The sequence below is a fragment of the Blautia sp. MSK.20.85 genome, from assembly GCF_013317245.1.
Taxonomy (GTDB): domain Bacteria; phylum Bacillota; class Clostridia; order Lachnospirales; family Lachnospiraceae; genus Blautia_A.
This window is the reverse complement of record NZ_JAAIUN010000032.1, coordinates 17,488-42,727: the sequence shown is the minus strand read 5'-3', so window position 1 is coordinate 42,727 and position 25,240 is coordinate 17,488. Positions and strand designations below refer to the sequence as shown.

The window sequence follows — 25,240 nt, the reverse complement described above, 5'->3', positions numbered from 1 at the left end:
CTTGCACGGTGTGGCTCGGGGCGAAAGGCGTGAAAGCGTCTGACCTATCGAGATTTCTCTTAAAAGAAGAACAGACAGCAGCCTACAGCGTGGAAATCTGGAAGCGATTCCGTAAATGGGGCGGTATTCCGACAGGAATTACCCAGAACATTAAGGATCTTTTAGCTTCCAGGGAAATCGAGAATATTTTTGAAAACTCTGATTTTATTCTGATGCTTAACCAGGCATCCGGGGACAGACAGATTCTTGCCAAACAGCTTAACATCTCTCCGCATCAGCTTTCCTATGTGACAAACAGTGGAGCAGGAGAAGGCTTGATTTTTTATGGAAATACAATTATTCCGTTTAAGGACAGATTTGATAATTCTCTTATGCTGTATGCGTTAATGTCATCGAAACCGGAAGATGTGGAAAAACGTGAAAAACTTGGCATCAAAGACAGGGACGATTAACAGGAGGAGTGGCAGAGTGAGGCGGTTTATAGCAGGAATATTGATGATTGTTTCGATTATTTTGCTTACTATCAGTATTTACTTTCTGATGGGAATGTTCATACAGGAAAGACAGGACAATCAGTTACAGCAAGAGTTGCAGGAACTTATGCAGGAGAAAGAGGACGAGCCGGGAGAAAATTCTTCCGGCGATTCTTTTATAGAAGTAGATGCTGGAATACTGGCATTGCATGAGGAAAATCCAGATTGTATTGGGTGGCTTACGATTGAGGGAACAAAGATAGACTACCCAGTTATGTACAGGCCCGGAGATAAGAATTATTATCTGCATCGGGATTTTAATGGGGACTACTCAGCAAATGGCTGTCTGTTTCTTGCTGAGGAATGTGTGCCGGGAGATTCAGACAACCTGATTATCTATGGGCATCATATGAACAGTGGGAAGATGTTTGCTGATCTTGAAAAATATAAAGACAAGGGATTTTATGAGGAGCATCCAACAATCCTGTTCCGTACCATATGGGGAAATGAACAGTATCAGATATTATCAGCATTTACAACACCGGTTTATACCGGAAATGACTTTAACTATTACAGTTTTATAAAAGCACAGAAAGGGGCAGGTTATGAGTACTTTATTAGAGAAATTAAGCGAAAAGCAATCTATGAAACCGGAATCACAGCAGAATATGGGGACAAGCTGCTTACATTGTCCACATGCGAATATTCACAGCGGAATGGGCGTATGGTCGTGGTTGCAAAAAAAATTCAGCAAAATGAAAGCTGAGAAAGAACCGGAAGAATTTGAATTTGGCTGCGAAGATCTGACGAAGGACTGGTTTGATGAGATAAGTGATATGGAAGAACCGGAAGAGAAAATTAAGTGCGATGAAAATGATTTTTTTGATAATGAGCAGGACAGTGTAGAGCCGGATTCTAAACCAGATAAAGCAAGAACAGGAGGTATCTGGGACTGGGACAGCGAAGACTACTGGGCTTATGGGGAATCTGAAAGATCACTTTTAGAAATGGCGCATAAGGATATGCTTTGCATTGCTGGTCTGTTAGAAGTAATGGATTCATTGGCTCTGCTTGCAGATACGCAGGGGCGAGAGTTACAGAGTGGTCTTTCTGATGTTTCAGTGAAATTAAAGGATAAGGCGATTGCCATTGAAAACAGATGGAACACGTTTCTGAACAAAAATTATGAAATCAGGAGATGATGACCATGCAGGAGCATGAATATAAAGCAAGGGATAAAACTGTCCAGAAGATGAGCCGGGATGGACTTCGGGAAGAAAATCTTCGCAGTAAAAAGGAGAAGCGAATTACCAGACGTGAGGCAGATGAGAAGAAAACAGCCGGACACAGGGAACAGGAGCTGGATTTTGGAAAGGCAAGAAAAGCTCATACTGCAGAAGAACCAGTAGAGGAAGGAACAGAGGGAAAACACAGGTTACAGTCAAGACACGCTTTTCTGGAACAGGAAAAAATTGCGGAAGCGGATGAAATGGAAAACTCAGAAATGAGTGAGGATAAGGCAGACGGGGAGAAATCTCCGTCTGTTTCACGTTCCAGACTTCGTAAAGAAAGTATCCGGGGACATCCGGGACAGGATGCCGAACGTGATTCTGAAACACCGGAACCAGACAGGCAGAGCCGAAAGAAAAAGATGGTCACAGCCTATGCAGCAAAAGAGCAGAAACGCTACCATGAAAAGTCAGAAGTTGATGAAAAATCAATGGAAGATTTTCGGGAAGAGATCAAAGGCAAGACGAAAAGGGAACAGACGCTAAAAGAACAGAAGAAATCAAAATCCCGTCTTTCCTTTGAAGATGAAGGCAAAGGTATGATTCCAGGCAGTGGAATGGCAAGAAAGGGTGCAACCGTTGTTTCTGAAACGGCATCTGCCTATGGTCAGAAAAAGATCAGAGAGGATACCGACGATAATGCGGCTCTTGATGCAGCAGAGCAAATGGAACTTGCGGGAGAAAGTCTTGCAAGAAAGTCAATTTACGTCCGGGAACGGTTAAAAGAGAACCGGCAGAGAAATAACCGGTTAAGGGAATCTGTGCTGGAAGAAATGGAAAAATCCCGCTTGCAGTTTGGAACTAGTGCTTCCAATGAGGCAAAAAAGGCGGTTCAGAAAGAAGCAGAGCAGAAAAAACAGTCTGCCTTAAAGAAATTACTGCAGAAAAAGCGTTACCAGAAACAGTATCAGGCTGCGAAACAGGGAAAGGCTGCGAAAGATGCAGTGTTTGTAAATGCACAGCGATTTACGGAGAAAGCCAAGGCAGCAGTCAAGGAGATTGTGGCGCAGAACCGGAATATCCTTCTGACGATAGGAGTTATGGTTCTGCTTTTTGCATTGATGGCAACGAGTCTGTCAAGTTGCGCTGCATTATTCCAGGGAGGTTCCAATGCCATTATTTCTACCAGTTATTCCAGTGAGGATGAAGATATTTATGCTGCGGAAAATGCTTATGTAGCATTGGAAAATGCACTGAATGAGCAGATCAATCAGATGAAGGCAAACCATTCCGACTATGATGAGTTCCAGTTCCAGATTGATGAGATTGGACACAACCCGTATCAGCTTATTTCTTACTTGACAGTCAAGTATGGCGGTTTTACCTATGCAGAGGTTGCGGATGAGATCCAGGAGATTTTTAAGGAACAGTATGGGTTGTATACGGACTCGACACGAGAAACTGTAACAGAAAAGAAAAAGGTCAGGGTTGGGGAATCACTGGGACAGGTGGTGACCAGCGGATATTGTAACTGTTCAATCTGTTGCGGGCAGTGGAGTGGTGGTCCGACTGCAAGTGGCGCATATCCACAGGCTAATCATACGATTGCAGTAGATGCTTCCAATCCATTTGTGCCAATGGGAACCCATGTCATTATGAACGGAGTGGAATATGTAGTAGAAGATACGGGAGCATTTGCAAAATATGGTGTTCAGTTTGATGTATATTATGGTGATCATGCTTCTGCATCAGCACATGGGCATCAGACCTGGGAAGCGTACATAGCAGACAGCAACGGAAGTCAGGAAGTAGAAGTAACAACGACAAGAGAAGTGAACCGTTTGGATGTAACACTCACGAACCATAATCTGGATGCAGTTTTAAGAAACCGTATGACAGATAAGGAACAGGAGCAGTATGACGCTTACAACAAATACTATGGAAATCGTGATTATCTGTTTGACCTTAACTCAATTCCGACAGGCGGGGCAGGCTTTGGATATGATATTCCGGCAGAAGCACTTTCTGATCCGCAGTTTGCCAAGATGATTCGGGAAGCAGAAAAATATCTGGGTTATCCGTATGTGTGGGGCGGTGCATCTCCATCTACCAGTTTTGATTGTTCCGGTTTCGTATGTTGGGTAATCAATAACTGCGGAAATGGCTGGAATGTAGGAAGAACAACGGCAGATGGGCTTCGGTCTTATTGCTCCTATGTATCTCCATCTGATGCAAAGCCGGGAGATCTGATCTTTTTCCAGGGAACTTATGATACGCCGGGAGCGAGCCATGTTGGAATTTATGTAGGAAATAATATGATGATCCATTGTGGAAACCCGATTCAGTATACGAGCATTGCAAGCTCTTACTGGCAGCAACACTTTATGGCATTTGGAAGGCTTCATTAGAAGGGAGTGATGGAATATGAACATGCGATTAAAAAAGGTTCTGGATGATATTCAGAAAACTGAAGATAAGATTCTGGAATTACAGGAATATGTAAAGAAACTAAAAATCCAGAAAAAGCAGATGGAGGATGCAGAAATTATCAAGGCGATTCGTTCCATGAAAATGGATAGTCGAGAGATGTTGACTTTTCTGGATGGGATTCAGAACGGAACAGTTACCATGCAGTTTGATGAGGAGGGCAATCTCTCTATGGATAGTTCCGAAACAGATGCAAAGAAAGAAGAGAGTCTGGAGAGAAATGTGGCAACCGGACAGGTAGAAGAAAGTGAGGATTTGGAAGATGAAGAATAAGGTAATGAAAAAAATTTTGATGGTCATGCTGTCAGCTACGATGCTGATTGGTTCTGCCAGTGTGACTGCTTTTGCACAGGCAAATGAAAATGCAGAGCAGACCGAAGCAACAGAGCAGGTCATAGAAGAACAGCCTGCAGAGCAGCCTGCCACAGAAGGAACACCGTTTTCTACACCGGGAAACGGACAGCTTGTGGATGATAAGGAGAATGACAGTACCAAGCAGTTTCTGACTGTACAGACAAAGAATGGAAATACCTTTTATATGGTCATTGACCGTTCCGGTACTTCTGAAAATGTGTACATGATGTCACTTGTGGATGAAAATGACCTGGCAGAGTTCTTAGATGAAACCAAAGAAACGGAAAAGAAAGAGGAATCTGCGGTTGTTCTTCCAGAAACGACTACAACACCAGAACCGGAAACTACAGCACAGCCGGAAACAGAGGCAAAGCAGGAATCTGGCATTAACAAGATGATTGGATGGATTGCTTTGGGAGCAGTTGCAACGCTGGCATTGGGTGGTCTTGGCATGTTCGCTTTTGGAAAATTGAGAAAGAAAAAAGAGGACGGCATTGTAGAGGAAGGGCTGGAATTTGCTGATGACAGTTACATCAATGAAGATGAAGAAAATGCAGAGAATCAGCAGAAATAACAAAAAATCATAAGGTATGGAGAAAGGGCAGTTCTTTTGGGACTGCCTTTTTGACAGGAACAGGAGGAAAATATGGCAAAATTTTTAGTGATTGCAGAGAAACCAAGTGTAGCACAGAGCCTTGCAAAGAATTTATCTGCATATCAGAGAGAGGACGGCTATCTGGAGGGGAACAGTTGCATTGTCAGTTGGTGCCTGGGACATCTGGCAGAATATGCACCACCAGAAATTTATGATGAAAAATATGAAAAATGGCAGTTTGAGGATTTACCGATCATCCCGGAAGTATGGAAAGTGCAGGTATCAGAGGATAAAAAGAAGCAGTTTGAAGTATTGCGCAGCTTAATGAATCGGGAAGATGTGGCGTATCTGGTCAATGGCTGTGACGCCGGGCGAGAGGGAGAACTGATTTTTAAAAGAGTTTATGATCTGGCAGGCTGTCAAAAACCAGTGAAGCGTCTGTGGATCAGTTCAATGGAAGATGAAGCAATTCAGAAAGGCTTCCAGACCTTAAAGGACGGGAAAGAATACGCAGGTCTTTGTAATGCTGCGGTGTGCAGAGCGCAGGCAGACTGGCTGATCGGAATGAACGCAACGAGAGCCTATACAACCAGATATTTTAAACGCCTGGTGGTCGGCAGGGTACAGACACCAACGCTTTCCATGCTGACAGAAAGAAAAGAGAAAATCGAGCATTTCAAGAAAGAAGCCTATTATAAGGTTTCTCTGTCAGATGGGAAACTTACAGTAACATCAGAAAATATCCAGTCTGAAGCAGAAGCAGACGAATTAAGAAAACTTTGTGATGGGGAAGAAGCAATGGTTACAAAAGTAAAAAAGGCGCAGAAACGAATTTCACCGCCGAAACTTTATGATCTGACCAGTCTGCAGAGAGAGGCGAACCGTTATTTTGGATACACCGCTCAGAAAACACTGGATATGCTGCAGGAACTGTATGAGGAAAAGATGGTTACATATCCGAGAACGGATAGCCAGTATGTAACGGAAGATATGAAAGAAACGGTAGAAACACTTGCAGATGAAATGACAGATTTTCTCCCATTTTTGAAATCTGAACAGTCTGGAGGAAATGCAGAGCGTGTAATCAATAATACAAAAGTATCAGACCACCATGCAATCCTGCTGACAAAAGAGGCAGTAGAAAAAGGTATGGGAGGACTTTCAGATGGAAAGAAAAATCTTATGATGCTGATTGGACAGCAGCTTGTACAGGCAACCGGAGAAGATTACCTTTATGAGCAGACTGAAATTTCTGTACAGTGCAAAGAACATGAATTTGCTACGAAAGGAAAGCTGCCTGTGCAGATGGGATTTAAAGAAGTGGAAGAAGCCTTTCGGAAATATTGTGTGAAGGATAAGAAATCTGATGAACCAGATAATAAGACAGGACTTCCAGAAGTGTATGAGGAGGGAATGATTCTTGTTTCTGTGAAAGCAGAGAAGAGTACCCATTACACTTCCCCACCGAAGATGTTTACCGAAGATACTCTGCTTGCTGCGATGGAAACAGCGGGAAATAAGGAATTTGATTCTGAAACAGAGAAAAAGGGACTTGGGACACCGGCAACCAGAGCTAATATTATTGAGAAACTGGTATCTTCCGGGTATGCAGAACGTAAAGGAAAACAGATTCTTCCTACGGCGGCAGGCTGTGAGCTGATTCATGTGATGCCGGAGAATCTGAAATCTGCAAGCCTGACAGCAGAATGGGAGAATCAGCTTCTGATGATGGAAAAGGGAAAAATTCGGGATGATGAATTTATGGATGGGATTGTATCTATGATTACTGAGATCCTTTCTGTATGCAGGGCGATTCCGGAAGAAGAACGAAGTCGTTTTCAGATTGCAAGGGAAGTAATCGGGAAATGTCCAATATGCGGTTCCGATGTATATGAGGGTAAGAGCAATTATTACTGTTCTGACAGAAGCTGTCCGTTTGCTTTATGGAAGTCAAATAGGTTTCTGGAAAGTATGAAAAAATCAATGGATAAAAAGATGGCTGTGGAGCTTCTGAAAAGGGGACGTACTCATGTAAAAGGACTGTATTCCAAGAAAAAAGACAGCAAATTTGATGCTGACCTTGTACTTGGGGTGGAAGATGGAAAAGCCAGATTCAGTCTGGAATTTCCTAAAAAGAAAACAAACAGCAACAAAAAGAAAAAATAAAGAACTGACGGAAGGAGGAATAAGGTTATGGCTCGATTGGAAGATATAAGAGGTCTTGCAGAAGCACATGCATCCAGTATCAGCAGTTCGCCCAGGGACTGGATGAACTATCTGGATACCGCAGCCAGATTATACCGATACCCATTTATGGATCAGCTTCTGATTCATGCACAGCGTCCACAGGCAACTGCCTGTGCGTCGCTGGAATTATGGAATCAAAAAATGTTTCGGTGGGTAAACAGAGGGGCAAAAGGAATTGCCCTTATAGATGAAACCACGCAGAAAACAAGACTTCGATATGTATTCGATGTTCAGGATACCCATATGGTAAATGGTGGAAGAACACCGTATCTGTGGAAACTACAGGAAGAACAGCAGGAAGAGGTATTGCTTCACCTGGAAGAAGTTTATGGATTGGAAGCGAAAGATACGAAAAATCTTTCTGACGCTTTGATGGCAACCGCTAGGTATATGGTGGAGGAAAATCTGGAGGAGTATCTGGATGGTCTGTTGTATGTGACAGAGGGAACCTATCTGGAAGAACTGGAGGAAGATACCATCCGCAGTGAGTTCCGAAGTCTGTTGACGGACAGCATTTATTATACTCTTGCTTCCAGATGCGGACTTGATCCAATGGAATGGCAGGAGGAAATGGATTTTGTACATATTACAGATTACAATCGCCTCTCTGTGCTGACATTCATTGGAAATGCCACAAGCAGAGCGAGTGAATCAGTTCTGGTGGATATTGGAAGATATGTACATCGCATTTCATTAGAAGAAATGAAAAAAGGTATTGAAAATTCAGAAGAAAGGAATTATAATAACTTTAACACGTTAATTCGTGAAAGCAAAGAAAACAACGATACTATTACAGAAAAAGAATATTCACAGGAAAATGAAGGAGGAAATGAGTATGGCACTGACATATCATCGAAAAGGGGATTATCTGTTTCCAAACCTGACAATTCAGGAAACAGAAGCACAGATCGGGAAATACGGAATGCTGCGGAGGACATTTCTGAAGGAGTACAAGAACAGCCTGTACCAGAGCCTGTTGCTGACCGGGAAATTGAACAGCCATCTGGAGGAGATCGAGAAAGCGGCACAGGAGAGATTGGAAGTACTGATGGAGAAACTGTTGGAGAAGAATCCGGCACCGTCGAAAGAGGAGAACCCGATGGCGTGGACAGCACATATGAACAGTCTGACGGCAACAGCGGAAGAGAGCATCTTGACGGAATTGGTATACAGTTAATTGAAGATACAAGTGAAGATCAGTTAAGTAAAGCAGAGGAAGAAATTGCCTCTGCTTTATCTTTGCCAGAACTTCCGTCTGTAAATGAACAGAAACGAGAAATTGAAAACAGAGTAGCTGCCCTTTATGCAGGAGAGATTGCCATTCCAAATGAAGTGGTCGATGAGGTTTTAAGAACCGGAGGAAACCGAAGCAAGAGCCAGCTTCGTATTATCTATAATTTTATGAGCGAACAGACACCGGAGGAATATACGGAGTTTGTGAAGCGGGAGTATGGGACTGGTGGAAAAGGCTTTGAAATCAATGGTATGGAGTATTCGGTCTGGTTTGATGAAACCGGATTGCAAATTGCAGTAGGACATACGGTTACGGATCAGATTCTGGATAAGGCGTTTTTATCCTGGGAAGATGTGAGTGGACGTATCCATCAGCTTTTGAAACAGGGTGAATATGCACCGCAGTCTGTACTCGATGTTGCAAGGGAGAACGCAGTAAAGGAACATGCCCAGGCACTTGCCTATATGAAAGCGGATATGGCAGAGGGTGTAGCGGAACTTGTTTTTGATGAAGAGGATTTACCATATCTTCGCAGTATTTATCCGGAAATAACAGATTATCTGGAAGAAAAGTTGTCAGATTCGCAGTGGCTGTCAGATATGAATGAGCGTCTGGAAGGACTGGCAATGGCTTATGAGGAAGATAGAAGCATTATGCGGTTCCGTACCTATAACCCAGTCAGAATATCCAGTCAGTTCCAGAAATTTGCAGCAGAAGTGGTTCCATACAGTGCCAGGGAGGAATTTGCATGGCAGGAACATAAGGTGTTTATTACTCAGGATGAAATAGACGCTTTTCTTGCCGGTGGAGGCCCTTATTCTGATGGCAGGCTTTCTACCTATTCGTTTTATCTTCTGAATGAAGATGATAAAGCGAGAACAGATTTTATTAAGGAAAAATACGGTACAGGTGGTTGTAGCCACGCTTTATGTGGTGCAGATAATTCCCATGCAGATTATGACGGAAAAGGGTTGAAACTGGAGAGAGGAACCTATGGGAATCCAGATACTTCGGTGTTGCTTCCCTGGGCAAAAGTGGCGAAAAGAGTCGGTTATCTGATTGATAATCAACAGTTTTTACATTCTGCTGATTATTCCCGTATGCCAGATTATGAAAGGGAACGAATTGCAGGGAAAGTGATCAGCTTTTATGCAAGACTGCCAGAAGAAATTGAGCGTCCATTTAAACAGGATTTCTTCAATGAAGAAGCAAAAAAAGAATTACCTGCTATGCTGAATGATTCGGAACAGGCACAGAAACTGTTACAGGCGATGGACGATGCACTGGCAATGCTGCCATTGGATTTTGAATCAGTAAATGAAACTTATGAGAAGAAATTACAGCTTTTAACAGAAGTACATCAGTATGTGGAGGGAAGCTATACGATTTTCCCGGCACAGGAAGTAGCAGAGCAGACGGAAGGCTTGACAGGATACCAGATGTCTTTATTTGACATTATGAGTAATTCTGAACCAGAGGAAATTACGGAAGAACCGGAAGTAGAAGAATCGGTTGCAGAAGTGGAAGAGATACAGAATGAAGAACCAGAGGCAGATTCGCATATATCCTTTGAAGAAGCAAAAGAATTGTGGGAAGATGGCTTTTATGAGGATGATTATGTATTAAAAAGTCGTGTAGGCGAACTGATCTATGACAGTATGGATACAGTTGGAAAATCTGTAGAGGATTTTTCCGAGGAACAGATGGCTGTTATCCGAAAGCTGGCTGAACAGGAGCGTATGTTAGAACCAGTACTGAATCCAGACTTTTCACCGGAACAGATACAGTTGGTTTCTGACATTTCAGAAAAAATCTGGAATGATAATGGCAGATGGCAGGAGGATATGATCGAGCCATATACAGATCATGTCATGAATCCAGAAGAAATTACCAGAGTACGACAGGAACTGGATTTACAAGAATCAGAATCTGAGCCGGAATCTGTAATTGTACAGGAACAGTGGGACGAGAATGTATTTGAATATCAGGGGTATCATTTTGAAGCAGTGGGGATTCTTCCGCAAGGTCTGGAAGGGAAAGAACTGGTAAACCAGACAAGAGGAAATACAGAATTGCACTTGACCACCTACGAGCGAGAAGATGATATTTTATATTCCTATGCAGGATTCTACGAAGCGAGTGGTTCATCAAAAGCTGATATTTTCCGGTGTATGGAAACCGGACGAAATTATATTCCAGGGGAGAACGAACTGTTTGGCTATGAGGGAGAATTTTTACCATATCTGCAGAATGAACAGGTGCAGGAACAGGAACCTCATAATTTCCATATTACAGACGATGACCTTGGTGCTGGCGGTCCGAAAGCAAAGTTTAAAGCAAATATGGAAGCTATCCGGCTGCTGAAAGAACTGGAACAGGAGCAGAGATTAGCAACACCGGAAGAACAGGAAGTGTTGTCAAGATATGTTGGATGGGGCGGTATTCCACAGGCTTTTGAAGAAAGAAACAGTGCCTGGGCAGAGGAATACACGCAGTTAAAAGGAGTCCTCACGCCAGAAGAATACAGTGCAGCAAGGGCATCAACGCTGAATGCTTTTTATACTTCTCCGACAGTTATCAAAGCAATGTATGAAGCACTTGGAAATATGGGACTGAAACAGGGAAATATCCTGGAACCGTCTTGTGGAGTAGGTAACTTTATGGGACTTTTACCGGAAAATATGAGTAATGCAAATATGTATGGTGTAGAGCTTGATCCGATTTCCGGGCAGATTGCAAAGCAGCTTTACCAGAAGAACAGGATTGCAGTACAGGGATTTGAGGAAACCAGTTACCCGGACAGCTTTTTTGACTGTGTAATCGGAAATGTACCGTTTGGGGCATACCAGGTCAGTGACCGCAAGTATGACCGATACCATTTTATGATCCATGACTATTTTATTGCAAAATCTTTAGACCTGGTACGTCCCGGAGGAGTGGTGGCAGTTGTCACATCAAGCGGTACGATGGATAAACAGAATCCGGAAGTCCGACAGTATTTTGCAAATCGGGCAGACCTGCTTGGGGCGATTCGCTTACCGAACAATGCTTTCCAGAGAAATGCCAATACCAGTGTGGTTGCGGATATTCTGTTTTTCCAGAAAAGGGACAGGGCTGCGATCACAGAGCCAGACTGGGTACAGTTAAAAACCACACCAGAAGGATATACGGTCAATTCTTATTTTGCTGACCATCCGGAAATGTTGCTTGGGGATTTTACAACAGAAAGTACCCAGTACGGAAAACAGGAAGTAACGGTAAAGGCAAAAGAGGGAGCAGATCTGGCTGAGCAGTTAAAAGAAGCGGTGAAGCATATCCAGGGAACTATTACAGAGCAGGAGATTTCGGATACGGAATTGGAAGAACAGGTAGTATCCATACCGGCAGATCCGAACATTAAGAACTTCAGCTTTGCACTTGTCGGAGAGGATATTTATTACAGGGAAAATTCTGTTATGAATAAGATGGAACTTCCCGTTGTGACAGGCGAACGTGTCAGAGGTATGGTTGCCATCCGGGATGCAACAAACAGGCTTCTGGAACGGCAGTTGGATGAATGCAGTGATGAAGAGGTTGCCAGCTTACAGGCTGAGTTGAATCAGGTTTATGACAGTTTTACTTCCAAGTATGGACTACTCAGCAGCAATGCAAATAAAAGAGCGTTCAGCATGGACAGCAGCTATTGCCTTTTGACTTCCCTTGAATTTCTGGATGAAAAGGGCGAGTTGAAGCGAAAAGCAGACATATTTACGAAAAGGACGATCCGCAGGGCAGAGCCGGTAACATCGGTAGATACTGCAAGTGAGGCATTGGCGGTATCTATCGGGGAAAAGGCGAAAGTGGATATTCCTTATATGATGGAGCTTACAGGGAAAACAGAGGAAGAGGTCACAGAGGAGCTTACGGGTGTTATCTTTAAGAATCCTCTTACGGATAAATGGGAGCCATCCGACGAGTATCTTTCCGGGAATGTCAGGGAGAAGCTGAACATTGCAAGACAGTTTGCAGAAAACCATTCAGAATATATGGTCAATGTGCAGGCGCTGGAACGGGTACAGCCAAAAGATCTGGATGCTTCTGAAATTGAAGCAAGGCTTGGCGCAACATGGATTTCTCCGGACTATATTACAGAGTTCATGGCAGAAACATTCCATACACCACGACACCATATCAATTATGAGCGTATTAAAGTGCAGTATGCGGAAGTGACTGGACAGTGGAATGTAAAGGGAAAGAATGTGGATAGCAGCAATAATCCACTTTCCACATCAACTTATGGAACACAGAGGGCAAATGCTTATCGCTTGTTGGAGGATGCACTGAATCTGCGTGACACAAAAATTTATGACACAATACATGATGCGGATGGGGAACACCGGGTACTGAACCGAAAAGAAACTACTCTGGCGCAGCAGAAGCAGGAACTGATCCGGGAGGAATTTAAAGAGTGGATTTTTAAGGATATGAGCCGACGGGAAACGCTCTGCAAAATTTATAATGAACGGTTTAACAGTGTAAGACCAAGAGAATATGATGGCAGTCATATCCAGTTTGTCGGAATGAATCCGGAAATTAAGCTGATGGAGCATCAGAAAAATGCAGTGGCACATATCCTTTATGGAAATAATACACTGCTCGCACACTGCGTAGGTGCAGGTAAGACATTCCAGATGATCGCAGCCGGTATGGAGAGCAAGCGTCTGGGACTGGCACAAAAGAGCCTTTATGTGGTTCCAAACCATTTGCTGGAACAGTGGGGAAGTGATTTTTTACGCTTATATCCGGGAGCAAATATTCTGGTGGCAACGAAGAAAGACTTTGAACCGGCAAACAGAAAACGGTTCTGTTCCAGAATCGCAACAGGAGATTATGATGCGGTCATTATTGGACACAGCCAGTTCGAGAAAATCCCGCTTTCCAGGGAAAGACAGATTGCATTGCTGGAAGATCAGATTGCAGATATTACATTTTCTATTGAATCAGCAAAGACGCAGGTCGGGGAGCAGTATACCGTTAAACAGATGGAAAAGACGAAGAAAACCCTGAAAGCAAAACTGGAAAAATTAAATGACCAGACACGAAAGGATGATGTTGTGACTTTTGAGCAGTTAGGCGTGGACAGGCTGTTTGTGGACGAGTCACATTATTACAAAAATCTTTTTTTATACACTAAAATGCGGAATGTGGCAGGCATTTCACAGACCGATGCACAGAAAAGTTCAGATATGTTTATGAAATGCAGGTACATGGATGAGATTACCGGGGGAAAAGGAATCACGTTTGCAACGGGAACACCCGTATCAAACAGTATGACCGAATTATACACCATTATGAGATACCTCCAGTATGATACTTTAATGAATATGGGAATGGGACATTTTGATTCGTGGGCAGCGACTTTTGGAGAAACAGTTACAGCAATCGAATTGTCACCGGAAGGGACGGGCTATCGTGCAAAAACACGATTTGCCCGTTTTTTTAATCTTCCGGAACTGATTTCCATATTTAAGGAAACAGCAGATATTCAGACTGCGGACATGTTGAATCTTCCTGTACCGGAAGCAGAATATATCAATGAAGTATTAAAACCGAGCGATGAGCAGAAAGAAATGGTGGAAGCATTTTCAGAACGTGCAGAGCAGGTTAGGGGAGGTGCGGTAGATCCAAGGGTAGATAACATGCTCAAAATCACCAATGATGGAAGAAAATGTGCATTAGACCAGAGGCTTTTAAATGATATGCTGCCAGATGCAGGGGAAAGCAAGGTAAATGCCTGCGTGGAGAATGCTTTCCAGGTATGGGAGGACGGAAAAGATACACAGGCTACCCAGCTGATTTTCTGTGACCTCAGCACACCGAAAACTGACGGAACATTCAATGTTTATGATGATGTGAGAAATAAGCTGGTGGAACGGGGAATCCCGAAAGAGCAGATCGCATTTATCCATGAGTACAATACGGAGGTGAAAAAAGCGGAGCTGTTTGCAAAGGTGCGGGCCGGGCAGGTAAGAATCCTGATGGGTTCCACTCCAAAACTCGGTGCTGGTACCAACGTCCAGGACAGACTACTTGCACTGCATCATCTGGACTGCCCTTGGAAACCGTCAGATCTGGAACAGCAGGAGGGACGTATTCTCAGGCAGGGAAACCAGAATGACAAGGTAAAAATCTTCCGGTATGTAACGGAAAATACGTTTGATTCGTACATGTGGCAGATTCTGGAAAACAAGCAGAAGTTTATTTCACAGATCATGACCAGTAAATCCCCGGTGCGTGCCTGTGAAGATGTAGATGATACAGCCCTGTCCTATGCAGAGATCAAAGCACTGGCAACAGGAAACGAGTACATCAAAGAAAAAATGGATCTGGATGTGCAGGTAAGTAAACTGAAACTTCTGAAAGCAAACCACACCAGTCAGATCTATCGTCTGGAATCGGATATTGCAAAGCGGTATCCGGTACAGATTGCAGCATTGAAGGAGAAAATTGCCGGTATGCGTGTGGATGCAGATGTGGTAAAAGAAGTAGATTTACAGGATAATGACCACTTTGCAATGACAGTCGGTGGAAAGCTGTATACCGATAAAAAGGAAGCGGGAGTTGCACTGATTTCAGCAGCATCCGGTTTGAAGTCCGTAAAATCAGCCGGGCAGATTGGGGAATATCATGGTTTTGCACTTTCTTCAGAATATAATTTTCTGTCGAATACTTATACCATGACGATCAAGGGAAAATGTTCTTATAAGATTGAGTTCGGAAAGGATACTCTGGGTAATATCCAGAGGATTCATAATGCACTTTCTGCAATCGAGAAAAAGCTGGCAGATACCGAGCAGAATCTGGAAACGGTACAACAGCAGTTAAAGACCGCACAGGAAGAGGTGCAGAAGCCATTCCCGAAAGAAGCGGAACTGAGTGAAAAAATGGAACGTCTGGCAGAACTAAATGCCATGCTGAACATGGATGAGAAAGGGGGAGAAAATCTTCTGGCAGACGAGGGAATCGGGGAAAACCCGGAAGTAAACGTGCCGGAGGAACGACAGGACAGAATTGCTGACAGTGTTCATAAAACATCTATTCTGGAAAGAATGAAAGAACAGAAACAGCAGGAGCAGACAGGCGAAAAACAGCAGAAACCAAAAAAGAAACATGAACAGGAGTTATAAAGGGTATCCCGTCAGAGTGACAGAGCTTTGGCGGGATTTTTCTATGGAGGATTTGATTATGGCAAACAGAGAAGAACAGTTAAAGCAGATTACAGAGCAGTTGGAACAGGGTGTTGCAGAAATATTCACATCAGAAAAATATACGGAATATCTGAACACAATGGCAAAGTTCCATAATTACAGTTTTAATAATACATTGTTGATCGCTATGCAGAAACCGGAAGCAACACTGGTAGCGGGGTATCAGGCATGGCAGAAGAAATTCAACCGACAGGTAAAAAGAGGGGAAAAAGGCATCCAGATTATTGCCCCGGCTCCGTTTAAAGAGAAACAGGAGATTGAAAAAACTGATCCGGAAACAGGCGAGATTGTGATTGGAAAAGATGGACAGCCGGAAACAGAAGTAGTAGAGCGTGTCATTACAAAATTCCGGGTTACGACAGTATTTGATGTCAGCCAGACCACAGGAGAACCGATTCCAGAGTTTGAGGTATCAGAACTGGAGGGAGATGTTTTGATCTACCATGATTTTATGGAATCATTAAAAATGGTTGCCCCGGTTCCTATCCGTTTTATTGAGATTGATGGGGAGGCGAAAGGCTTTTATCAGCTTGTCGATAAATATATTGCGATTCAGCCTGGCATGAGTGAGGCACAAACCATGAAAACAGCGGTGCATGAAACCGCACATGCAGTATTGCATGATCGTGATCAGATGGAAGCAGAGGGCATCGTAAAAGATCAGCTTACAAGGGAAGTAGAAGCAGAAAGTGTTGCCTATGTGGTATGTAATCATTTCGGACTGGACACATCGGAGTATTCTTTTTCCTATATTGCAAGCTGGTCTTCCGGTAAAAATATGAAAGAGCTTCGTGCTTCTATGGACACCATCCGTAAGACTTCTGCTGATATGATTGGACAGATTGAGGAAAAACTCAAAGAACTTCAGATAGAAAGAGCAGAGCAGGAAGCAGATGTTGTGGAGCAGACAGAAGAAATGAGTGCCATGCAGTATGCAGAACAGACTATTAATCGTCTGGAGCAGGAACGGACGATTTTCAGCAATGACCAGAGAAATCTTATCGTGAATTTTGCTTATAAACTGGATGACAGGGAAGCAACGGAAAAACTGGCAGAGAATCTTGCGGAATCTATTCTGGATGGAAACAGAGAAGCGGTACTAAATCTGATTGGAGAAGCGGAGGAACAGATTGACAATCTGCCGGATTCGATGATCGGGTTATCTGAACTGCATGAGGCTGGATTCTATTCGGAAAGTATGCTGCCGCTTACCAGGGAACGGGCAGTGGAGCTGCACCATGAGGGAGTAACGGTTTACGGACTGACCGGAGCAGTTGGCGGTCAGGAGCAGTCGCAAAGGGTTATGGATCTGGAACTGGATATTTTACAGCATGACGGATTATTCGGAGTGACAAAATTTGAATGGAAAAATTACCGGAGAAGTCAGGAAACGGTTATGACACCGGAAGAAAAAGCAAAGATCAAAGAAACGCTTCTTCTGGAAAGTGATGGAAAACGTTATGGTATTTATCAGATTAACAGTGGACAGGAAGAAAGAGGGTATCAGTTTTTAAGTCTGGAAACGGCAAAAGAAATGGGATTTACCGTAGATGGCAAAGACTATCAGATGGTTTACAGTGAAAGACTGAGAGATGCTACGACACTGGACAATCTCTTTGAGCGATTTAATATAGAGCGTCCAAACGATTTTACCGGGCATTCCATGTCAGTCAGTGACGTGATCATTATGAATCGGGGTGGCAGATTAACCGCATACTATGTGGATTCCTTTGGATTTACAGAACTGCCGGACTTTGTGGCACAGAGAGTTGAAATGTTAAATGCCAATTCTGTAAAAGCGTATCCGGATGTTTATATGGGAACTTTGGAAAATGCTATGCAGGAAAGAAATATAGACGCTTACCTGGATTCCAGAAAACTGAATATTGACTGTAAAAATGCAATCGAACAGGCAATCACTGAAAACTTTGATGGCATGAGCCTGACCCCGGATACTGCGACAGGGGTGATTGAAAAATATGGAGAAGAACGGGTTGCCTTTGTTCTGGCAAATACATTGAAACAGCTCTCCTATGATGGAAGATTTTCTGATGGCAATAAACGGTGGGCTGATGGTATTGATGTTCCAGAAAATATCAGCCGGGGAATAGATTTGAACAGGGATTACATTGTGAGCAGCCACCCTACAGTCTTGAATGGCTTCATTGATATGGCAAGAAACGAAATCCGCACCCGGAAACTGGAAGAGATGCTTGGCGTGAAAAATCAGCATATCACTGAAAATACAAGAGGGTATGAAGCAGACGGACATACAGGCACCTGGTATGCAGTGGATATGAAAACGTATCATGGTGAGCGATTCTTCCAGATGCGAAGTGAGGAATACGGTCAGGAAGTGGCAGATATTATTGTGTCGGAGAATGGAACACTGGTGGCAGAGGACATCTGGCATGGATTTGATGAAGGAGCCAGGGAAGCTATTTCAGAATATCTGGAAGAAAAAGGTGCAACAGTATATGACCTGATGAATATTTCGGACCAGGCAACAGTTATCTTAGCAGACGGGACAGTTATGAAAATAACGGAACAGCAGACGATCAGTAAAGATACATGGGAACCGACACTGACCGGACAGAATCTGCAGGGGGAAGAACAGAAATTTAGTTTCTTCGAGATACATAAAGTCAGAGAAAAAAATGGCATTGACCTGAAAATGCCAGAAAATCATTATATTGACCAATATTATGTGATCGAAGATCTGGCAGTAAAAGGTGGATTGAAGATTGAGCGATATAAGGATTTGGGAGCTGCCCTTGGAGCATATTACTCTCTGCCAAACCATAAAATGAAAGCTCTTGGAATTGAAAATACAGCACCGCTGCGAGGCAGTCTTGATTTTATCCAGTGCAAGAATGGAATAGATACGCTGATCTATGATTGTCAGAAAGTGGAGGGATGGCTGAATCCGCAGATATACAATACTTTTAAAGAGATAGGTAACAGTCTGGAAGTGCATGATACAGAGATAGCATACCAGATTGGAGAGCGGTATTTTACAATTCAGACAGTAGAAGATGGTTATGATTATACATTTTATGATAAGGATTATCTGGAACTGGATGGCGGCGTTTATGATGATCCGACTATTTCTATTACTGAAGCAATGGAGAATATTTTGGAAGAGGAAGGACTTTCGATAGAAGATGCAAGCGTGATGGATTATGAAGAAATGTATGCAGAAATTGAATATGCAGAAGAAGAGAGACTGGAGAAGATACAATTTGAACGTACTTGCCCAAAGGCTTTTTTTGATGGTTATGACAGGGAAGCGGCATTAAAAAGTTATGAGGGAATAACCGTACAATTTAAAATGTCTGGTATGTATTTAACAGTGCAACCGACGGAGGATGGCTATAAATACCTGGTTTATGATCAGGAACTTCATGAAATTTCAGGAGATGCTTGTGGAAATCCAGAAGATTCTATTCAGAAAGCAATGTATGCCAGCTTGAAAAATGAAGGATTGGAAGATGTTGAATGTGTAAAAGTTGATGACAGGGAGTTTCGGGATAAGGTAATCAGTCATTCTAAAGAAGTGCTGGCCAGTGGAGATGTTCGATTCACTTCGGAACTTGGCAGATGTGAAATAGCATTGAATGGGATGGACAGGGCAGAAATTGAATATGAAGTTTTATTTCATGCAAGAGCTGTTCTGGAAGAAATGGGACTGGAAAATGAAGTTACGCTGATCGGGGCGAGAGTGTATGGTTCCAGAAGCAGGGATGGTCTGTATTGTGAAGATTCTGATCTTGATGTGGTGCTTTCTTATCGAGGAAATCTTCGAGAAGATAGTTTTTTTGACAAATTGAATTCCTATGGTATGGCAATAGCAGGCATTAAAGTAGATATTAACCCAATTTCAGAAGAAAGGATTACTCTGGCAGAGTACATAAAGGAATCAGAAGCTTATCTTGATCAGCAGGAAATCAAGAAACTAGCAGTGGACTTGGATAATTTTAGTTACGAGTATGATACTTATGAATATAAGGATACTGTTGAAAATAGGGACGAACAGGTTGAGAAAATCACAGAAGATATTTTGCACAGGGAAACAGCTGGTTTAAAAGACTGGCTGACTGAGGTGTCAAAAGAATCGAATATAGACAGTGATGTAATTACTGCCCGGTCATTACTTTCACGTCTGGAAAATGCAGAAACACTCTCTATTTTTGCTAGACCGTTAGAGCAGGAGCAGACAGAAGCTACGATCACTTTTTATGTTGCAGAGTGCATGGAATTTCCAGTTATGGGTGAGTACCACGAAAATCTTACTTTGGAAGAAGCCTTACACATTTATGAAACCATTCCCGCTGAACGTATGAATGGGATAAAAGGTGTTGGATTTGAACTGCACGATGGAAGTGATTATGACGGACCGTATGATCTTATGCGACTTGGAAAAGTTGACAGGGAAGGTGTGGAGATGATTAAACACTATAAGGAAAGTCCATTAGTTCAGAAAGCAATGGATGATGTGGAAAAATATTTTGCCAGGAAGCAGGAACTTACAAAAAGAACAGAACAGGCAGTTGGAGATAAGCCTATACAGAAAGAAAATGTTTCACATCCAAAGAGCAGAAAAGAATCTGTTCTTCAGGCACTCCGGGAACGTCAGGCAAAAATAAAAGAGCAGGAACAGACTACAACGAAAGAAAAATCCAGAACACATAAGAAGGGAGAGGTGTCATTATGATGGTAAGATTTGAGGAAGATGAATATATTGCTGTTGCGATTTTTGATGCGGGTGACAGGATTCAGACAATGAATGCTATGGATGAAATTTTTTCCTATCTGGATGAAGATATGAAGTATCTGATATTTACAACAATCCAGAAGCTGTATTATCTTAGCGATGAAGGATACAAAGAGCTGGAAAGAACCGTAGAGATTTATAAAGCAGACTTGGAGGTGGATGGAGAATGAGTAGAAGTCAGTTTGCAGTTTATCAGTTAAAAAAGAAGCCGGAATTGAGAAACCTTCTTTTCCGTACCTATGAAGAACTTGCACAGGATCAGATTCCTGTGCAGGTGAAAAATTATGAACAGGTGTATCTTGGAACAATGAAACCGGGAGAAACGCCAGAGCAGATAAAAAAGGAGCTGGAGAAGAAACAACCACATAATTATAAAGGTCATGCAATCAGTACCAGTGACGTGATGATCTTGAATGATAATGGTATCACGACTGTTTACTATGTAAATAAAGATGCTTTTATAGAGATTTCTGATTTTATGAAAGTTGCATCTTCGGAAAACGGTGGACTTACGAAGGATACGGTTGGCTATGAAATAGAGGGAAAAGACGGATCATGGGAAGTAATAGATTATCTGCTGGTAGAAGGCAAGAATTATTTCCTTATGGAACATGAGCAGTATGGGAAAGATGTTGCGTATGTAGTCTTGAACCAGGACGGCAAAGTGATTGTAGATAGCACATATAATGGATTTGATGATGCGGTAAAACAGAAAATTCTTGATTCTCTGCATCCGCCAGTGCAGGAACAGACAGAAAATAGTAAACCGAAACTGGATAACTGGCAGAAGTATCTGGAAAATGGGGAATACCTGAGAAGTGCGGAAATTACAGAGGAAGCAAATTATAATATGATTGACGGACTTAGAAATAATTCTGCACCGAAAGATAAAAAGAAGCGTCCAAAAGAATCCGTTCTTGCGAAGCTGAATGAGAAAAAGGAAGAAGTTGCCAAGCGTAGTGGACAGAAAGCAATGCAGCAGATAATGGGACAAGACGTGGAGCGTACAAAAAAATAAAAATGAGAGGCTGGTCACAGTTGTGGCTGGCTTCTTTTTTTGCATAGAAAAAGACTGGCCAGTGCCGAATAATCAGTTAGGGCTAGTCTTTATAGTGCGTTGCAATATCTTCAATTTTACAATCCAGAATATTACAGAGAGTGTTGATGGTGTTCATACTGACACCTTCATTATTCTGCAAACGATGTATCAGGGACTTACTGAAATGATATTCTTTGTGAAGAGTGTATTTTGTGATACCTCTTTCCTGCATGGTAAGCCACAATTTATCATATTTAATCAACGGCTATCTCCACCTTTTTCTTGTCTTTCCCTCATTATAGGGTTAAGATAGAAAGTAACAAAGGTTCTGTTTTCGGAACCTATATCAAGGAGGAGATGGATTGAAAAAGCAGAGGATAAAAGGAATTGTACTGGTAGTTGTTTGTTTCATATGTGTATTGTGTATATGTAGTGGATTTTATAGAGTGCAGTCGAAGGAACTTTCGGAAATTCCTGATGCAGTCAATAGTACGAGATTTAACACTACGGAACATTTAACAGTTGTAGCAAATCAGGAGGAAATTGCTGATAAAAAGGAATTGGCAAAACAGATTATAAAAATGTGCAGGGAAAATTCTTTTCAGTCTATAAAGTTTTCTTATGATATGGTATGCCCGACAGAATTACAGATTAATGTATATAAGACAGAAAAAGACCTTAACGATAATAAGAAATTCTGTGAGATAGAATATTCGTCAGAGGAAGAAAATGAAGAATATGATATTATCCACAATCCTGAAAAATTTATATTACATGTAGATGGAGAAAAAGTAGAATAGAGAAATAGAGGTTTGCTTCCCTGGATTTAAGGAAGAACCTCTATTTTTATGAAAAAAAGTCGGTTATGATTTTTCTTGTGTATGCTCACGCTGGCGATTTTGAACTTGTGAGGTTCCAAGAATAATATCTACATTGGAACACACTGTACGGAGTTCCCGTTCATGTTCCCGCCGGGCATTAAAGTCTTCACGTTGCATCGTCTGTAATTCTGTTAAGCGATTCTTTTCCTCACGCAGCATTTTTAATGTAGGAAGTTTATTGCCCTGTGATTTTTCTTTGAGTATTCGGAGGGCAGATTCATAGAGTGTAAGTTCTGCCCGGTGATCATCATAAAATTTTTCTTTGTTCCGACTTTTGCGGTAATCAGAATATATAGATTTATTGGCAAGATATTGTCCGGTATAATGAATCTGTTCATTGACATTCTTCAAAGTATTCTCTGTGGATTTTAGTGTATTTCTTGCATTAGTGCTTTGAGCAGAGGCATCGGAAAGAGCTGCTTCTAAATCTGCCTTGGATTGAAAGCCATGTTCCTGTACATAGGCAACTGTCTGAGCCATCATTTTCAGGTTAGACAGTTTTACTTTTTGTGCATACGCCTGACTTTGTTGTGCTTTAATACAATGCTGCAAATCTGTTACCAACCGTAAATCAGATTTTATAAAGAGGAAAGTATGTGGAGCTTCTGTAGTTGTAGCAGTGTAGGCAGAAACTGTTGGAGTTGAAGAATTAACAACTTGAGAAATATCAGGAACCGGATTTTCAGTAATCTGTGAGGTAGAATTTTCTTGAAATATTTGCATAAGATGTTTTTCCTCATAAAGTGTACCAAGGCTTCTTCCAGTAATGTATTTACTGCGATTGGGATGCAGGTAGCTGTATCTGCCACGACTGACTTTGAATGTAATATTATATTTTTCAGACAGCAATCTGGAAAAATCTTCTTGTGATATTGCCTGTGAAGCAACTGTATCAATCGCATCACGAAGATATTGTTTCTCGGTTTGAAAAGTAGTCTGCCTAGGAGTCAGCCCTTTCTTTTCAAGCTCTGCATTGTGTTTATCAAGTTTTTTTTGTCCTCTGCGTTTTGCCCAGTACTCTTTTTCAGATAGTTTCCTTTCCGCAGGTGTTAGAAGGTCTACCTGGTTCAATCCATAGGCGGTACACATATCCATGACTTTTTGCTTCAAATAGATTCGGTATCTATCGGAAAGATGATGTTTATATCCAGCTTTTGAATCCCGGTCAAATTCCATATAGGGCTGAGGCTCAGTGTCATATTTGCGGATACTGTTGATTACGATATGCACATGAATATTGCCACTACCATTGTGACCGTCAGGGTGAGTACAGACAAGTGCCTGGTGTCCGGGAAAATTCTCTTTGGCATATTCTACGCCAAGCTGCTGCGCCAGTTCTCCGGTCAATCCATGTTCGTCCCGGTCTTTAGGATCGAAGCTGATGATATAGTGGTGGGATTTGATTTCGTTGTAAGACTGGTTCTTATGAAAATAAGCATTTGTTTCTTGACATTCCGCTGCAAAAGTAAATGGATCGCAGTTTATTCCATCAAGATAGTATTCTTCACGAATAAGCATATGACCGTTTTCATCAAGGATAGGCTTCTGTGTATATTCATCATGCTGAAAAATCAGATAGCGTTCAGCTTCTCCATAATCTGCATTTTTACTTGCGATATGTTTCAGTATTGCCATGAAAGTCACCTGCCATTTCCATTACCTTATATTTCATTTCATATAAATCTCGAAGTCGCTTATTTATTTCTCCACGCATTTCCTGAGAAAGAATCCCACCCTGATTAAAATATTTTGCAATCTGATTGAGGTTGCTGCCTATCTTTCCAAACTCTGCGAGCAGTTTCTTTATTTCTGGAACATCAGCAACTATTTCAATTTTGGTCTGTACTTTTCCTTTTAAAACTTGTGTTCGCACATAAGAAGCTAATGACATATTAGCTTGTTTGGCGGCAGTTTCGATAATTGAAAATTCTGTCTCAGTGAAACGAACGGTAATACGATGGTTACGATACATTTCTTCTTTTTTAGGTCTTGCCATATTTTTAATCCTCCAGTTGTTTTTGTAAGTAAAATTCACAGCAGACTGTGAAAGTTAAGTAATAAAAAATTATTACGCTGTGACCATGTAAATGGGAACCAATGAAACAATCATTGATTGTGCTTGAGGGTATGGGGAGCAAAATCCCCATCAAGTTGCCTGCTGTCAAAATCCGGGAAACGGGTTTCTGGCAGCCAGGGCGAAACTTGCTCTAAGAAAGAAATCCCTCTACTAATAAGGCTTTGGAAAGCCTGTTTACCAACCCTCAAAATGAAAAAAATAAAAAAACAGGAAATGCAGGTTGGTAAATAGCCTCTGCCGAGCTTTATAGGTAGAAGTAGTTTTTTCCGGGAGGTGTAAAAATGGCAGAGAAAGAATTACCAACACCAGAAGAAATGCAGGAGATGGCAGAGATAGATATTAGAACGGTAGACACAAGCAGTCTGGTAGATATAGAGCAGGTGCAGATACAAACAGAACTGCCACAGGAAGAACGGATTGCAGATTATATCAGGCAGATTAAAAATCCGTATTGCTATATCTCTCATGGAGTAGCGGTAAAAATAAGTTTTACTGGAAAATGTACACTGGAAGAAAGCCTGAACAGGTGTATCTCGTTGTGAAAATGAAGAAACACAGGATGGAAAGAAATTTAAAAAGAATGAAAAAAGGTATAGCAGTGAG

General features: G+C 42.0%; 15 protein-coding genes and 1 pseudogene. 13 read left to right on the top strand and 3 right to left on the bottom strand.

Translation table 11 applies throughout. The features are described 5' to 3' along the window. From G5B12_RS14125 to G5B12_RS14075, 11 genes and pseudogenes are all read left to right on the top strand, one after another. Window positions 1-452, top strand: a pseudogene (locus G5B12_RS14125) (VirB4-like conjugal transfer ATPase, CD1110 family); the annotation flags it as partial. Then, window positions 418-1,239 (top strand): class B sortase, encoded by an 822-nt coding sequence (srtB, locus tag G5B12_RS14120; protein WP_334297805.1) that lies wholly within the window; start codon window positions 418-420, stop codon window positions 1,237-1,239. The pseudogene G5B12_RS14125 and the gene srtB, both read left to right, overlap by 35 nt. A 70-nt stretch (window positions 1,240-1,309) precedes the next feature. Continuing rightward, window positions 1,310-1,675: a hypothetical protein gene (locus tag G5B12_RS14115; RefSeq protein ID WP_147397701.1), complete on the top strand. Its 366-nt coding sequence runs from the start codon at window positions 1,310-1,312 to the stop codon at window positions 1,673-1,675. Between the two features lie 5 nt (window positions 1,676-1,680). After that, a complete protein-coding gene (locus tag G5B12_RS14110) occupies window positions 1,681-4,110 on the top strand; it encodes a C40 family peptidase (protein ID WP_174088575.1) in 2,430 nt (809 codons plus the stop codon). Between the two features lie 16 nt (window positions 4,111-4,126). Continuing rightward, a complete protein-coding gene (locus G5B12_RS14105; protein ID WP_029730842.1) occupies window positions 4,127-4,462 on the top strand; it encodes a DUF4315 family protein in 336 nt (111 codons plus the stop codon). Then, window positions 4,452-5,117 carry a CD1107 family mobile element protein gene (locus G5B12_RS14100; protein ID WP_117636429.1) on the top strand — a complete coding sequence of 222 codons (666 nt, stop codon included), beginning with the start codon at window positions 4,452-4,454 and terminating at the stop codon, window positions 5,115-5,117. The genes G5B12_RS14105 and G5B12_RS14100 overlap by 11 nt, the downstream gene beginning before the upstream one ends. A 72-nt stretch (window positions 5,118-5,189) precedes the next feature. Continuing rightward, window positions 5,190-7,304 carry a type IA DNA topoisomerase gene (locus G5B12_RS14095; protein WP_174088573.1) on the top strand — a complete coding sequence of 705 codons (2,115 nt, stop codon included), beginning with the start codon at window positions 5,190-5,192 and terminating at the stop codon, window positions 7,302-7,304. A gap of 27 nt (window positions 7,305-7,331) precedes the next feature. Then, window positions 7,332-15,785, top strand: a complete 8,454-nt coding sequence (locus G5B12_RS18110; protein ID WP_174088571.1) for an Eco57I restriction-modification methylase domain-containing protein — start codon at window positions 7,332-7,334, stop codon at window positions 15,783-15,785. A gap of 58 nt (window positions 15,786-15,843) precedes the next feature. Then, on the top strand, window positions 15,844-20,580 hold the full coding sequence (locus G5B12_RS14085; RefSeq protein WP_174088569.1) for a DUF3849 domain-containing protein: 4,737 nt from the start codon (window positions 15,844-15,846) through the stop codon (window positions 20,578-20,580). Continuing rightward, window positions 20,577-20,810: a transposon-transfer assisting family protein gene (locus G5B12_RS14080; protein WP_029730849.1), complete on the top strand. Its 234-nt coding sequence runs from the start codon at window positions 20,577-20,579 to the stop codon at window positions 20,808-20,810. The genes G5B12_RS14085 and G5B12_RS14080 overlap by 4 nt, the downstream gene beginning before the upstream one ends. After that, complete coding sequence (locus G5B12_RS14075; protein WP_117650084.1) at window positions 20,807-21,658, top strand: YodL domain-containing protein; 852 nt, start codon at window positions 20,807-20,809, stop codon at window positions 21,656-21,658. Before G5B12_RS14080 ends, G5B12_RS14075 begins: the two co-directional genes overlap by 4 nt. An 82-nt stretch (window positions 21,659-21,740) precedes the next feature. On the opposite strand, the gene G5B12_RS14070 is transcribed toward G5B12_RS14075, so the two are convergent. Beyond that, on the bottom strand, window positions 21,741-21,941 hold the full coding sequence (locus G5B12_RS14070) for a helix-turn-helix domain-containing protein (RefSeq protein WP_029730851.1): 201 nt from the start codon (window positions 21,939-21,941) through the stop codon (window positions 21,741-21,743). Window positions 21,942-22,041: 100 nt separating this feature from the next. Here G5B12_RS14070 and G5B12_RS14065 point away from each other — a divergent pair, with 100 nt between their 5' ends. Continuing rightward, window positions 22,042-22,479, top strand: coding sequence for a hypothetical protein (locus G5B12_RS14065; RefSeq protein WP_174088568.1), 438 nt, complete (start codon window positions 22,042-22,044; stop codon window positions 22,477-22,479). Window positions 22,480-22,542: 63 nt separating this feature from the next. Here G5B12_RS14065 and G5B12_RS14060 read toward each other — a convergent pair whose 3' ends face one another. After that, window positions 22,543-24,195 (bottom strand): relaxase/mobilization nuclease domain-containing protein, encoded by a 1,653-nt coding sequence (locus G5B12_RS14060; RefSeq protein ID WP_174088566.1) that lies wholly within the window; start codon window positions 24,193-24,195, stop codon window positions 22,543-22,545. Then, on the bottom strand, window positions 24,167-24,556 hold the full coding sequence (locus tag G5B12_RS14055; RefSeq protein ID WP_029730854.1) for a plasmid mobilization protein: 390 nt from the start codon (window positions 24,554-24,556) through the stop codon (window positions 24,167-24,169). Before G5B12_RS14055 ends, G5B12_RS14060 begins: the two co-directional genes overlap by 29 nt. Window positions 24,557-24,918: 362 nt before the next feature. Here G5B12_RS14055 and G5B12_RS14050 point away from each other — a divergent pair, with 362 nt between their 5' ends. After that, the gene (locus tag G5B12_RS14050) at window positions 24,919-25,179 is read left to right on the top strand and encodes a DUF6870 family protein (protein WP_055282511.1); all 261 of its coding nucleotides are present in this window, start codon (window positions 24,919-24,921) and stop codon (window positions 25,177-25,179) included. Window positions 25,180-25,240 lie beyond the last annotated feature (61 nt).